The sequence below is a fragment of the Endobacter medicaginis genome (genome assembly GCF_014192375.1).
Classification (GTDB): domain Bacteria; phylum Pseudomonadota; class Alphaproteobacteria; order Acetobacterales; family Acetobacteraceae; genus Endobacter; species Endobacter medicaginis.
In genome coordinates this window covers 243,882-256,695 of the sequence record NZ_JACHXV010000006.1, presented here as the reverse complement: position 1 = coordinate 256,695, position 12,814 = coordinate 243,882, and the positions used below count along the sequence as shown (strand labels likewise).

At 71.3% G+C, this 12,814-nt stretch carries 14 protein-coding genes; 6 read left to right on the top strand and 8 right to left on the bottom strand.

Annotation, left to right across the window (positions count from 1 at the left end):
* Window positions 1-79: 79 nt before the first annotated feature.
* The 5 genes from dprA to gltX form a co-directional block, all read right to left on the bottom strand.
* The gene (gene dprA / locus FHR90_RS10400) at window positions 80-1,216 is read right to left on the bottom strand and encodes a DNA-processing protein DprA (RefSeq protein WP_266153024.1); all 1,137 of its coding nucleotides are present in this window, start codon (window positions 1,214-1,216) and stop codon (window positions 80-82) included.
* On the bottom strand, window positions 1,213-1,851 hold the full coding sequence (plsY, locus tag FHR90_RS10395) for a glycerol-3-phosphate 1-O-acyltransferase PlsY (protein ID WP_183275198.1): 639 nt from the start codon (window positions 1,849-1,851) through the stop codon (window positions 1,213-1,215). The genes dprA and plsY overlap by 4 nt, the downstream gene beginning before the upstream one ends.
* A complete protein-coding gene (locus FHR90_RS10390; RefSeq protein WP_183275177.1) occupies window positions 1,851-3,128 on the bottom strand; it encodes a dihydroorotase in 1,278 nt (425 codons plus the stop codon). Before FHR90_RS10390 ends, plsY begins: the two co-directional genes overlap by 1 nt.
* A 190-nt stretch (window positions 3,129-3,318) precedes the next feature.
* Entirely contained in the window at window positions 3,319-4,281 is a 963-nt protein-coding gene (locus tag FHR90_RS10385; protein ID WP_176625418.1) for an aspartate carbamoyltransferase catalytic subunit, read from the bottom strand.
* Entirely contained in the window at window positions 4,274-5,707 is a 1,434-nt protein-coding gene (gene gltX, locus FHR90_RS10380) for a glutamate--tRNA ligase (protein WP_183275176.1), read from the bottom strand. The genes FHR90_RS10385 and gltX overlap by 8 nt, the downstream gene beginning before the upstream one ends.
* On the opposite strand from gltX, the gene FHR90_RS10375 reads away from it, so the two are divergent.
* Genes FHR90_RS10375 through FHR90_RS10365 form a run of 3 tightly spaced genes read left to right on the top strand, consistent with a single transcriptional unit; the run spans window position 5,706 to window position 8,043 of the window.
* A complete protein-coding gene (locus FHR90_RS10375) occupies window positions 5,706-6,632 on the top strand; it encodes an alpha/beta hydrolase (RefSeq protein ID WP_183275175.1) in 927 nt (308 codons plus the stop codon). The two genes, gltX and FHR90_RS10375, sit on opposite strands and share 2 nt — an antisense overlap.
* On the top strand, window positions 6,629-7,237 hold the full coding sequence (locus FHR90_RS10370) for an alpha/beta hydrolase (RefSeq protein ID WP_176625978.1): 609 nt from the start codon (window positions 6,629-6,631) through the stop codon (window positions 7,235-7,237). Before FHR90_RS10375 ends, FHR90_RS10370 begins: the two co-directional genes overlap by 4 nt.
* Window positions 7,234-8,043 carry a hypothetical protein gene (locus FHR90_RS10365; RefSeq protein WP_176625980.1) on the top strand — a complete coding sequence of 270 codons (810 nt, stop codon included), beginning with the start codon at window positions 7,234-7,236 and terminating at the stop codon, window positions 8,041-8,043. The genes FHR90_RS10370 and FHR90_RS10365 overlap by 4 nt, the downstream gene beginning before the upstream one ends.
* A 1-nt stretch (window position 8,044) precedes the next feature.
* On the opposite strand, the gene FHR90_RS10360 is transcribed toward FHR90_RS10365, so the two are convergent.
* Together FHR90_RS10360 and gpmI are read right to left on the bottom strand one after the other, a co-directional pair.
* A complete protein-coding gene (locus tag FHR90_RS10360) occupies window positions 8,045-9,325 on the bottom strand; it encodes a peptidoglycan DD-metalloendopeptidase family protein (protein ID WP_183275174.1) in 1,281 nt (426 codons plus the stop codon).
* 4 nt (window positions 9,326-9,329) lie between these two features.
* The gene (gene gpmI, locus FHR90_RS10355; protein ID WP_246330174.1) at window positions 9,330-10,850 is read right to left on the bottom strand and encodes a 2,3-bisphosphoglycerate-independent phosphoglycerate mutase; all 1,521 of its coding nucleotides are present in this window, start codon (window positions 10,848-10,850) and stop codon (window positions 9,330-9,332) included.
* A gap of 100 nt (window positions 10,851-10,950) precedes the next feature.
* Between gpmI and FHR90_RS10350 the strand changes: the two genes are divergently transcribed.
* A complete protein-coding gene (locus tag FHR90_RS10350; protein ID WP_176621793.1) occupies window positions 10,951-11,094 on the top strand; it encodes a hypothetical protein in 144 nt (47 codons plus the stop codon).
* A gap of 3 nt (window positions 11,095-11,097) precedes the next feature.
* Here the strand turns inward: FHR90_RS10350 and ypfJ are convergent, their stop codons facing one another.
* Window positions 11,098-12,003 (bottom strand): KPN_02809 family neutral zinc metallopeptidase, encoded by a 906-nt coding sequence (gene ypfJ / locus FHR90_RS10345; RefSeq protein ID WP_176621794.1) that lies wholly within the window; start codon window positions 12,001-12,003, stop codon window positions 11,098-11,100.
* Between the two features lie 137 nt (window positions 12,004-12,140).
* On the opposite strand from ypfJ, the gene FHR90_RS10340 reads away from it, so the two are divergent.
* On the top strand, window positions 12,141-12,407 hold the full coding sequence (locus FHR90_RS10340; protein ID WP_176621795.1) for a neutral zinc metallopeptidase: 267 nt from the start codon (window positions 12,141-12,143) through the stop codon (window positions 12,405-12,407).
* Window positions 12,397-12,810, top strand: coding sequence for a peptide-methionine (R)-S-oxide reductase MsrB (gene msrB / locus FHR90_RS10335; RefSeq protein ID WP_176621796.1), 414 nt, complete (start codon window positions 12,397-12,399; stop codon window positions 12,808-12,810). The genes FHR90_RS10340 and msrB overlap by 11 nt, the downstream gene beginning before the upstream one ends.
* Window positions 12,811-12,814: the final 4 nt, after the last annotated feature.

Below are 12,814 nucleotides of genomic sequence, written 5' to 3'. Positions count from 1 at the left end.
CCAGTGCGCCTGCAGGCACGGAATCGGGCGTCGGCAGACGGAGTGTTTCCGAGACCGGCGCAGACGCCCGACGATCGCGTCAGAATCGCCCGAGCAGGCAGACGCGGTGGCCCGGCAGCGTCTCCGCCCGCCCGGCCAGCTCGAGTTCAGTCAGCACGGTCAGCACCGCCGGGGCGGAGGCGCCGGCGCGGCGGATCAGGTCGTCGATCGGGGCCGGCGAGGGGCCGAGCAGTTCCACCACCCGGTCGCGGATCGCGTCCAGCGCCGCCCAGTCCTCGGGGCCGCCGCCCCAGCCGGATGCCGACTCGGCAAATCCCGCCGGCGTCCCGGGCGGCAGCTCGCGCAGGATGTCGGCGATCCCCTCGGTGAGCACCGCGCCCTGTCGCAGCAGGTTGTTGGCTCCCCGCGAGCGTGGATCGAGCGGCGAGCCGGGCACGGCGAACACCTCGCGGCCATTCTCCACCGCCAGCCGCGCGGTGATCAGGCTGCCCGACTGCATCGCCGCCTCGATCACCACAGTGCCCAGGCTCAGCCCGGCGATCAGCCGGTTGCGCCGCGGGAAATGCCTTGCCTGCGGCACCGTGCCGAACGGCGCCTCCGTCACCACGCAGCCGACCTGCGCGATCTCGGCCTGCAGTGGTGCGTTCTCGGGTGGATAGGGCTTGTCCAGCCCGCCGGCGATGCAGGCGATGGTCGGACCGCTGCGCCCCGGATGCGGCGCCACCGCGAGAGCGGCCCGATGCGCCGCCGCGTCGATGCCCCGCGCCAGCCCCGACACCACCACCAGCCCCGCCAGCACCAGCTCGCCCGCCAGCATCTCGGCCATGCGCAGCCCGTTGCTCGACGCGTTGCGCGCGCCCACCACGCCGACCCCCCGGCAGGCCAGCAGCGTCGCATCGCCCAGCACGCTCAGCGCCGGCGGCGCATCCGGCAACCGGGCCAGCAGCGGCGGATACAGCGCCTCGCCCAGCAGCACCAGACGCGCATCGGCGCGCGCCAGCGCCCCCAGCTCGCGCTCGGCCTCGTCGCGTCCGGCCACGCGCAGCTTTTCCGCGCGGCCCCGGGCGCGCGCCAGCCCCGGCATCGCGTCGAGCGCCGACAATGCATCGCCGAACCGCCCCAGCAGCGAGCGATAGCCGACCGGCCCCACCCCCTCGCTGCGGATCAGCCGCAGCCGCGCGAGGCGCTCGGCGAACGGGAGCTCGCCGCCGCTCACGCCGAGCGCGAACGTTGCCCGATGCGCGGCTCGGTGCCCGCCCGCAGCCGGGCGATGTTCTCGTGATGGCGTCCGAACACGATCACCGCCACGGCGAGCCCTGCCACTGCCGGCCAAACCCCGTCCAGCGCCCACAGAAACACCGGCAGCAGCCCGATCGCCACCAGCGCGCCGGCAGAGGAAATCCGCGTGAGCCTGGCCGTCACCAGCCAGCACGCCGCGCACAGCAGCCCCACCCGCCAGTCCAGCGCGAACGCCACCCCCAGCGCGGTCGACACGCCCTTGCCGCCATGAAAGCGCAGCCAGACCGGAAAGCAGTGCCCCACCACGGCGGCCACCGCCGCGATGCAGGCCGCGGCCACCGCCACCGAGGGGATGGCGGCGAACCACAGATGCGCCGCCATCCGCGCGCCCGCCACCGCCACGACCCCCTTGAGCCCGTCCAGCAGCAGCGTCGCCGCGGCGAGACCCTTGCGCCCCGTGCGCAGCACGTTGGTCGCACCGATATTGCCCGAGCCGATGGCGCGGATATCACCCGCGCCGCCCAGTCGCGTCACGATCAGCCCGAACGGGATCGACCCCAGCCCATACGCCACCACCGCCACCGCGAGGCGGAACATCGCCGTCGAATCCATCATCCGAACACCCGCGCGCCGTCTTTCCACGTGCCCAGCACGCGCCCCTCCAGCGCCCGCCCGTCGAACGGCGTGTTCTGCGCCCGGCCAGGCAGTTCGCCCGCCTCCACGCGCCACCCCCGCTCGGGATCGAACAGGCACAGATCCGCCGCGTCGCCCACCGCCAGCCGCCCCGCCCGCAGCCCGAACAGTGCCGCCGGGCGCGCGGTGACCAGCCCGATCGCCTCGATCAGCGACAGCGTGCCGTCATGCACCCGCGCCAGCGTCACCCCCAGCAACGTCACCAGCCCGGTTCCGCCCGACGCCGCCTGCGCGAACGGCAGCCGCTTGTCGTCCGCATCGCGCGGCATGTGGTCCGACGCGATCGCGTCGATGGTTCCGTCGGCCAGCGCCTCGCAGACCGCGCGGCGGTCGCTCTCGGGGCGCAACGGCGGCGACAGCTTCGCATAGGTGCGGAAATCGCCAATCGCCGTCTCGTTGAGATCGAAATAGGGCGGTGCGGTGTCGCAGCTCACCGCCAGCCCTTCGGCCTTCGCCGCCCGGATCAGCCCGATCGCTTCGCCCGTCGAGACATGGCCGAAATGCAGCCTGCCGCCCGTCAGCTTCGCCAGCCGGATGTCGCGCGCCACCATCAGCGCCTCCGCCGCCGCCGGGATTCCCGGCAGCCCCATCCGCGTCGCCAGCTCCCCCTCGGTCGCCGCCCCACCCTTCGCCAGTGCCGGCTCCTCCGGATGCTGCACCACGATCGCCCCAAACGCCCGCGCGTAACTCAGCGCCAGCCGCATCAGCCGCGGGCTGGCCAGTGCGCGACGCCCATCCGTCAGCGCCACACACCCCGCCTCGTGCAGCAGCCCGATCTCCGCCAGCTCCTCGCCCGCGCAGCTTCTGGTCAGCGCCCCATACGGCAGCACATCGACACTGCCCGTCTCGCCGCCGCGCGCCGCGATGAACCGCGCCATCGCCGGATCATCCACCGCCGGCGCGGAATCCGGCAGCACCGCCAGCGTCGTGATCCCGCCCGCCGCCGCCGCCTTCGCCGCCGACTTGAACGTCTCGCGATACTCATGCCCAGGCTCGCCCAGCGAGGCCCGCAGATCGACCAGCCCGGGACACAGCACGGCCCCCCCGCCATCGATCCGCTCCACCCCCTCCGGCGCCGCCCCCGAGGGGCTCTCGTCGATGCCGACGATCCGCCCCCCCTCGACCCGCAGCCGCCCCGGCCGGTCGAGCCCGCTGGCAGGGTCGATCAGCCTCACATTGTCGAATATCGTGGTCATGTGTGGTTCCGTCCCGGGGGCTCTGCCCCCGCACCCCCGGCAGGAGGCTCGGCCTCCTGCACCTGCGATTTATGAAGACCGATGACAGGGAGGGGCGCGCCCCTCCCTGTCATCGGTCTTAACAAGCGGATTGCAAAGGGCTGAGCCCTTTGCCGGGGGTTCGGGGGCAGGGCCCCCGAGACAGGCCCGCTCATGTCTCGTTCCTGCGGCGTGAGAGCAGATCGAGCACCGCCATGCGCACGGCGACGCCCATTTCGACCTGTTCGGCGATGACGCTGTGGCGAGCGTCGTCGGCGACGGGGCTGTCGATCTCGACGCCGCGGTTCATCGGGCCGGGATGCATCACCAGCGCGTCGGGGCGGGCGAGGGCGAGGCGTTCGGCATCGAGACCGAAGAAGCGGAAATACTCGCGCGCGCTCGGCACCAGGCCGGCGCTCATGCGCTCGCGTTGCAGGCGCAGCATCATCACCACATGGGCGTCGGCGAGGCCGCCGGCCATGTGGTGAAACACCTGCACGCCGAGCTGGTTGATCGCGCCGGGCAGCAGGGTGGGGGGTGCGACGACGCGGACTTCCGCGCCCATCGCGGTGAGCAGATGGATGTTGGAGCGCGCGACGCGGGAGTGGGCCACGTCGCCGCAGATGGCGACGGTGAGCCCGTCGAGATGGCCGAAATGGCGACGGATGGTGAGCGCGTCGAGCAGCGCCTGGGTGGGGTGTTCGTGCATGCCGTCGCCGGCGTTGATGACGGCGGCATCGACCTTCTGGCTCAGCAGGGCGGGGGCGCCGGACTGGGCGTGACGCACGACGAGCAGGTCGGTGCGCATGGCATTGAGGGTGGCGGCGGTATCCAGCAGGGTCTCGCCCTTGTTCACCGACGAGGTCGAGACCGACATGTTGATGACATCAGCGCCAAGACGCTTGCCGGCGAGCTCGAAGCTGGTGCGGGTGCGGGTGGAGTCCTCGAAGAACAGGTTGATCAGCGTCAGCCCACGCAGCACGTCGCGCTGTGTCTTGCGCGAGCGGTTGAGCAGCGCGTAGCTCTCGGCGAGATCGAGGATCGGGACGATCTGGCTGGGGTGCATGCCCTGCAGCCCCAGCAGATGGCGCTGGGACTGCATCCTCGCGAAGAAATGCGGCGTGCCGTCACGCATGCTGGGCGACGGTCGCGATGGCCGCACCGATGCGGGCGAGACATTCGTCGCGGCCGAGTGCAGCGGCGGTGGCGTCGATGCCGGGGCTGGTGGTGGACCCGGTGAGGGCGGCGCGCAGCGGCTGCGCGACCTGGCCGAGCTTGTGTCCCGAATGCTCGGCGAAGGCGCGGAGCGCTGCGTCGATGGCGTCGGCGGTGAACGGTTCGACGGGTGCGAGCGTGGCGGCGAGGCCGCGCAGGAGTTCGGCTCCCCCCTCGATCAGTGCGCGCGCCTTGGGCTCGTAGTCGAGCGGCAGCGGACGGGCGAGGAAGGCGGCGTTGTCGGCGAGATCGGCGAGCGATTTCGCCCGCTCCTTCAGTCCCGGCATCAGCGCGCGGATGCGGACCCGCGCGGTGTCGTCGAGCACCAGCCCCGGCCGCCCGGACAGACGCGCGATCACGTCGTCGGCAAGCCGCCCGTCATCGGCGCCGCGGAGATACACGCCGTTGATATGGGTGAGCTTGGCGTAGTCCATGCGCGAGGCGCCGCGCCCGACCCCGTCGAGATCGAACAGCCGGATCTGCTCGGCGCGGTCGATGATCTCGGTGTCGCCATGTCCCCATCCGAGGCGCAGGAGGTAGTTGCACAGCGCCTCCGGCAGCAGCCCCTGGTCGCGGAATTCCGTCACCGACTGCGCGCCGTGCCGCTTCGACAGCTTCGCCCCGTCCGGGCCATGGATCAGCGGGATATGGGCGAAGCGCGGTCGCTCCCAGCCATTGGCGGCGTAGATCTGCGCCTGGCGGAAGGTGTTGGTGAGGTGATCGTCGCCGCGGATCACATGGGTGATGCCCATGTCGTGGTCGTCGACGACCACGGCGTGCAGATAGGTCGGGCTGCCGTCGCTGCGCAGCAGGATCATGTCGTCGAGCTCGGCATTGGCCACCGTGACCGGGCCCTGCACCAGATCGTCGATCGTCACCTCGCCGGTCTGCGGCGCGCGCAGGCGGATGGTGAAGGGGGCGCCGGGCGGGGCGGTGGCCGGATCGCGGTCGCGCCAGGTGCCGTCATAGCGCGGCGGCCGCTTCTCGGCGATCGCGCGTTCGCGCATCTCGCGCAGCTCCTCGGCGGTGCAGAAGCAGCGATAGGCCTGCCCGGCCGCCAGCATCGCGTGCGCGACCTCGGCATGACGCGCCGCCCGGGTGGACTGGAACACCGGCGGATGGTCCGGATCGAGGCCCAGCCAGTGCAGCCCGTCGAGGATCACGTCGACGGCCGCCTGCGTGCTGCGCTCGCGATCGGTATCCTCGATGCGCAACAGGTACTCACCGCCATGGTGCCGGGCGAAAAGATAGTTGAACAATGCGGTGCGTGCGCCGCCGATATGCAGCATTCCGGTCGGCGAGGGAGCAAAGCGGGTGCGGACGGGGCCGGGCAGGGGGGTCGACATGAGAGGCGTCTGTATCACGCCAGCCGCGCGCCGGGGAGCGGGCTTCGCGATCGGTCTGGCCTGCGTCTCGCTGGCCTGGGGCGGCGTGTGGTGGATGGGCGGGCTGATGGTGCGCAATGTCGGCCGCCAGCGCGGGCTGGAGCGATCCGCGGTCACGAAGCCGCCGGCGGTCGATCTGGGCCTCGTCGCCTCCGACGGCACCGCCATCGCCGCCACCTACACGCCCGGCCGCACGCCTCATTCCCCTGCCGTGCTGCTGCTGCACGGGATCGGCGAGTCGCGTGCGGCTCTGGCGCGGCACGCATCGTGGCTCGCCTCGCTCGGCTATGCGTCGCTCAGGCTCGATTTCCGCGGCCATGGCGGCTCCGAGCGGGTGGCGTGCAGCTTCGGGCTGCGCGAGGCGCGCGAGGCGCGGGCGGGATTCGACTGGCTGCGCGCGCATCAGGGCGGTGCGGCGATCGCGGTGATCGGCATCTCGCTCGGCGGGGCGGCGGCACTGCTCGGGCCGGACGGTCCGCTGCCGGCCGAGGCGATGGTGCTGCAGGGTGTGTATCCCGGCGCGCGGCAGACGATCCGCAACCGCATCGCCGAGTGGCTCGGCCGCCCGCTGGCCTGGCTCGCCGAGCCCTGGGTAAGCTTCCAGTCGCGGCTGCGTTTCGGCGCCTGGCCGCAGGCCTATGCGACGCTGCCGGCGCTGCCGCGGCTGCGGGGGGCGGTGCTGGTGATCGGTGGACTCGATGACAGCGCCGTGCTGGCATCCGAAACGATGCAGATCTTCGATGCCGCACCGGAGCCCAAACAGCTCTGGCTGGTGCCGGGCGACCATATGGCGATCTGCCGGCTGTGGGGCGAGGCCTATCGCAGCCGGGTGGGCGCGTTCATCGGATCGGTGCTCGGCGCGCCGGAGGCGGGGGAAGGGGCATGAGCGAGTCACTGGTGGTCCTGCTGCATGGCGTCGGTGCGAGCGGTGCCGATCTGGTGCCGGTCGGACAGATGGCCGCACCGGTGCTGCCGCGGACGCGCTTCGTCGCCCCTGATGCCCCGTTCCCGTTCGACCAGGCGCCATTCGGCCGGCAATGGTTCAGCCTGGCCGGCATCGGCATCGACAATCTCGGTGGCCGGGTCGCCGAGGCACGCGCGGCGTTCGACCGCACCGTCGCCGACGCCATCGCCGGGGCCGGTTTCACCGACCGGCTCGACCGCGTCGCCCTGGTCGGCTTCTCTCAGGGCGCGATCATGTCGCTCGATGCGGTCGCGACCGGGCGCTGGCGCGGCGCCGGCGTGGTGGGGTTCGCCGGCCTGCTGCCGTTGGTGACCCCGATCTCGCCCGCCGTTCGCGGAGCCAGGGTGCTGATGGTCAACGGTGAGGCCGACGAGGTGATCCCGCTCGCCGCCGGCCGTCACACCGCCGCGATGCTCGAGGGGGCAGGCGCGGATCTGCGCTTCATGACCGAGCCCGGGCTGGGCCACACGATCTCGCCCGACGGGTTGCGTCAGGCCGCCGCTTTTCTGGCGTTGATCCTCGGGTGAACAACGAGACACGCGCGCCCGTCATCGAACCGGTCACCGTCATCGGCTGGGGTCTGCTGCTGATGCCGCTGCTGACGATGTGGCACGAGATCGGTGGTCATGCGACGTCCTGCATCGCGCTTGGCGGTCATGTGGCAACGATCGGCGCCTTCTATGTCGATTGCACGGGGCTGTCGCCCTTGCGTGACGTCGTCGTCGCCTGTGCCGGTCCAATGGCCAACGTCGCGCTGGCGATCCTCGCCTGGTCGCTCGGCCATCGTCCGGCAGGGGGGCCGACTCGCATCGTGCTGTGGTGGATCTGGGTCAGCGAGGCCTTCGTCGCTTCCGGCTACGTACTGTTTTCCGGGGTCAGCGGGTTCGGCGATCTCGGCATCGGCGAGGGCGGCAGCCTGTCGGGCCTGGGTCTCGGCTGGTGGTTCCGCCTCGTCGAGATCGCGATCGGTGCAGCGAGCTATGCCCTTCTCGTCGTCGCCGCGATCCGCGCGCTGAACCGCATCATCGGCCTCGGTCCGCAGACCCGCATGGCGCGACGCCGGCTCGCCCATCTGTATTATCTCAGCGCCGGCATCGCCGCGGTGCTGGTCGGGCTGCTCAACCCGCTCGGACTGGTCATCACGCTGATGTCCGCCGCCGCCTCGTCGCTGGGCGGTCTGGCCGGCTTCATCTCGATCGGCTACGCGACCGGCGAGACTGGCGAGGCACGGCAGGTCGCGCTGCCACGCAGCCGCGCGATGCTCGCGGCGGGCCTTGCGGTGTCTCTCGCCTTCGCCCTGATTCTCGGCCCGTCACGACACTTCGCGCCCTGACCTACTGGCCGAGATAGCGCCCCGGATCGATCACGTTCGTGCCCTGGCGGAGCTGCACGTAGAGCGTCGGTCGCGCGGCCCCGCCGGTCGGGTTCCAGGCCGGCATCCGTCCCAGCGCCTGACCCTTGCTGACCCGGGTGCCGATCGTAGCGTCGATATGGTCGAAGCCGGCCAGGATGAAGCGGAAATTCCGTCCGCAATCGAGGATCATCATCTGTCCGTAGCTGCGGAACGGGGCGGCGAATTCCACCCGTCCCTGACAGGGCGCCGACACCACCGATTGTGACGCCGTCGCATAGGTGATCCCTTCCGACAGCCCCGCTTCGGTCTGGCTGTGCCAGCCATGCAGCACCGTGCCGGTCACCGGCGCACTGCCGCCGGCCGCAACGCCGGGCCCGGCGGGCGCGCTTACCTCGGCATGCGACTGCCGCAACTGTCGCATGCGCGCCGCATCGCTTGCCTTCGCCGCGGCCGCGAGGTCGCGCGCATATTGTGCCTGCGCCGTACGCTCGGCCTGCGCGATCGCGTCGATCGCGTCGCGCAGCGAGGCGGTACGCTGGGCGGCATCGGCGGCGGCGCGTGCGGCGGCATCGGCATTGGCCTGCGCCGTGGTCGCCACCTTCGTCGCCGCCCGGGTACGGCTGGCCAGCGCGTCGCGCGCCTGCTGTTGGTCGGCTCGCGCCGCCTCCAGCGCCTGCGCCCGCGCGGCGAGTTCCGCATCCAGTCGCGCGATCGCCTGCTGGTCGGCGCGGATGTCGGCGATCTGCGCGGCGATGTTCGCACTGATCCCGTGCAGCAGGGTGATGCCGCTGGTCGCCTCCGCCGCATCGCCGCCGATCGCCAGCAGCGTCTGGTCGGGATAGAGCGACAGGCGCTGCATCAGCGGCAGCAGCGGTGCGAGGCGCGCCGTCGCCGCAGCGAGCTTCGCCTGCGCGTCCGCACGTCGCCGGGCAGTGTCGGCCACCTGATCGGCCACGTCGTCGGCGCGCCGCTCGGTGGCGCGCAGCGTGGCCGCGGCGTCCTTCGTCGCCGCGGCGAGTGCCGCGGCCCGCGCGGCATCGGCGGCGGCAACCCGCGCGGCCGCCGCCCGCGCCGCCTCGCGTGCCGCCCGGTCGGTCTCGGCGCGCTGCAATCGCGCCCGCGCCTCCGCCTCGCGCCGCACCGCGGCCGCATGCGCCGCCTGCCGCGCCTCTGCCGAAGGATGCGGGTGATGCGGGGCGGCGAGGGTAGAGCCCGGCAGCAGCGCGATCGCGGCGAGGACCGCCCTGCCGGCGCGCAACACGGCGTCAGTCCAGCAGCGAACGGCCCGTCATGTCGTCCGGCTGCGCCACCCCCATCAGCGCGAGCAGGGTCGGGGCGAGATCGGCCAGGCGTCCGTCATGCAGCGTCGCGCCTTCGGGCCCGCCGGCCAGCGCCACCGGCACCAGGTTGAGCGTATGCGCGGTGTGCGGGCCGCCGGTCTGCGGATCACGCATCGTCTCGCAATTGCCGTGATCGGCGGTGACCAGCAATGCGCCCCCCTGGGCTGTCACCGCTTCGGCCAGCCGGCCGAGCCCGGTATCGACCGCCTCCACCGCCCTGATCGCCGCCCCGAGATCGCCGGTATGCCCAACCATGTCGGGATTGGCGTAGTTCAGCACGATCAGGTCGTATTGCCCGGTCCCGATCGCCGCCACCGCCTTGTCGGTCAGCTCGGGCGCCGACATCTCGGGCTGGAGGTCGTAGGTCGCCACTTTCGGCGAGGGCACCATGATGCGGTCCTCGCCGTCGAGCGTGACCTCGCGGCCGCCGTTGAGAAAATAGGTCACATGCGGGTATTTCTCGGTCTCCGCCATGCGCAACTGGCGGCGTCCGGCCGCTGCCACCGTGTCGCCGAGCAGATTGTCGAGACGCTGCGGCGGGAAGATCACCGAAATGAACGGCGCCAGCTTGTCCGAGTAGCGCGTCATCGTCGCGACCGCGGCGAGGCGCACGGGCTGGACGGCAAACCCGTCGAAATCCGGCAGCAGGAACGCCCCCAGCAACTCGCGGATGCGGTCGGCGCGGAAATTGAAGCTCAGGATGGCGTCGCCATCGCGCATGCCGGCGTAATCGCCGATCACGGTCGCCGGCACGAATTCGTCGCTGACATCGGCGTCATAGGCCGCCTCGATCGCCGCATCGGCGGAGGCGGCGCGATGCTCCGCATGCGCCGACCGGATCGCGTCATAGGCGGTCCGCACGCGCTCCCAGCGATTGTCGCGGTCCATCGCGTAATATCGCCCCGTCACCGTGCCGACGCTGACCGAGGCGGGCAGGGACGCGACTAGGGACGCCACGAAATCGCGCCCGGAGCGCGGTGCGGTGTCGCGGCCATCGGTGAAGATGTGCAGGATCGTGGCGATCCCCTCCGCGTCGAGCAGCTTCGCCAGCCCCAGCGCATGGTCCTGATGCGCGTGTACGCCGCCATCGGAGACCAGCCCCATCAGGTGGCAGCGCCCGCCGGATGCTTTCAGCGCCGCGACCAGCCCGGTGAATGCCTCGGTCCTGGCGATCGAGCCGTCCTCGATCGCGCTGTCGATCCGCGGCAGTTCCTGCATCACCACCCGGCCGGCACCGATATTGAGGTGGCCCACCTCCGAATTGCCCATCTGCCCGTCCGGCAGGCCCACATCGCGGCCGCAGGTGCGCAGGAAGGCGCGCGGGCCGTTGCTCCAGATCCGGTCGAAATTCGGCGTGCGGGCCTGGGCGACGGCGTTGTCGGCGCTGTCCTCTCGCCAGCCGAACCCGTCGAGGATCACCAGCATGACGGGTTTCGGGGTCGGCATGGTCGATCGTCTCCTGAAGCGTCGGGTGGCGCGGAGCATGCCACCAAACCCGCCGCCTGCGAACCGCGTTGCCGAGTGCAGTGGATCAGGAGGACACGAGATGAACGACCCCAAGCCCGACCCGAAAGTCGAGGATGGCGAGATCGATGAGGCCTTGGAAGAGACTTTCCCGGCCTCCGACCCGCCGGCGATCGGAGGTGTCACCGGTCCCGAGGACGGCGTCGCCAAGACCGGCGACGCCTGACGGCTACTCCACGTCGGCGTTCCGGGCGAAGGTATCGCAGGCCCCGATCGCGCCGCCGGCGAAGCCGCGCTTGAACCACGCCACCCGCTGCGCCGAGCTGCCATGGGTGAAGCTGTCGGGCGACACCGTGCCGCGCGACATCCGTTGCAGCCGGTCGTCGCCCACCGCGGCGGCGGCAGTGATGCCCTGCTCCACATCACCGGTCTCAAGGATGTGCTTCGCATCGTCGGCCTGCTTGGCCCACACCCCGGCATAGCAGTCCGCCTGCAGCTCGACGCGCACCGACAGTGCGTTGCGTCCACGCTCGTCGAGGCGCTGGCGCAGTTCGTCGGTGCGCTGCATCAGCCCGAGCTCGTCCTGCACGTGATGGCCGATCTCGTGCGCGATCACGTAGGCGCGGGCAAAATCGCCGCCCGCCCCCAGCCGTCCCTGCAGTTCCTGGAAGAAGGCGGTGTCGAGATACACGCGGCCGTCGGCGGGGCAGTAGAACGGCCCGGTCGCGCTCTGCGCCACCCCGCAGCCCGACTGGATCACATCCGTGAACAGCACCAGATGCGGCGGGTGATAGGTCCGGCCCATCGCCTGGAACTGCTGCGTCCAGACATCCTCGGTCGAACCCAGAACCTTCGCGACGAAGCGGCGCTGGCTGTCCTCCTGGGCGGTCTGCTGTGGATGAGGCGCCTGAGACTGCTGGGTCTGAACGCTTCCGCCGGAGCCATCGAGCAGGCCGAGGATCAGCCGCGGATCGATGCCGAAATACATCCCCACCAGCACCACCGCGATCGCGCCGATGCCACCGATGCGCATCCGGCCGCCGCCAAATCCGCCGCCTGCGCCGCCGATGCCACTGGTATCCGCACCGCGCTCGTCGTCGATATTGGAGCTTTCGCGCTGGTCGTCGAGCCGCATGGTGTTCCTCCGGCGAAGTGTTCTGCTTGTGGGCCGATCTGGCGCCTCGGGCGGGGGGCGGTCAATCGGCCGGTTGCAGAACCGATGCACCATCGCCACGTTACCGATCGAGGGATCGCAGTTTCGCGGGAGGCCTGATGGCATTCAATTCCAGCGGTGGCACACCCACCGGCACCAGCCCGGGCGGCCGTCCAGGCGGACGTCTGGGCATCATCGGGATCATCATCGTGGCCCTGGTCGCGCTGTATTTCGGCGTCGATCCGCGCTCGGCGATCGCGCTGTTCAACGGCACGCCCACCGCCCAGACCGCACCCGCCACCACGGCACCGACGACGACCGCCCCCACCCAGACCGCCCCGACCCAGACCGCCCCCACCCAGCAGGCACCCGCCAATGGCCAATGACACCGACCTCCCCGCGGGTGCCACCTGCAGCGACGCCGAGTGGCGCTCGCGCCTGACCCCGCAGCAATATCGCGTGCTGCGCGAGCACGGCACCGAGCGGCCGGGATCGAGCGCGCTGAACTACGAGAAGCGCGACGGCACCTTCCGCTGTGCGGCCTGCGGACATGCGCTGTTCTCGTCCGACACCAAATACGAGAGCGGGTCCGGCTGGCCGAGCTTCTTCGCCCCGCTCCCGGGCGGTGTCGCCACCAGCGCGGACGACAGCCATGGCATGCGACGCATCGAGGTGCACTGCGCCAACTGCCAGGGGCATCTCGGCCATGTCTTTCCCGACGGGCCGCGTCCGACCGGGGAGCGCTACTGCATGAACGGGCTGGCACTGGATTTCATCCCGGCGGCGTGAGTGT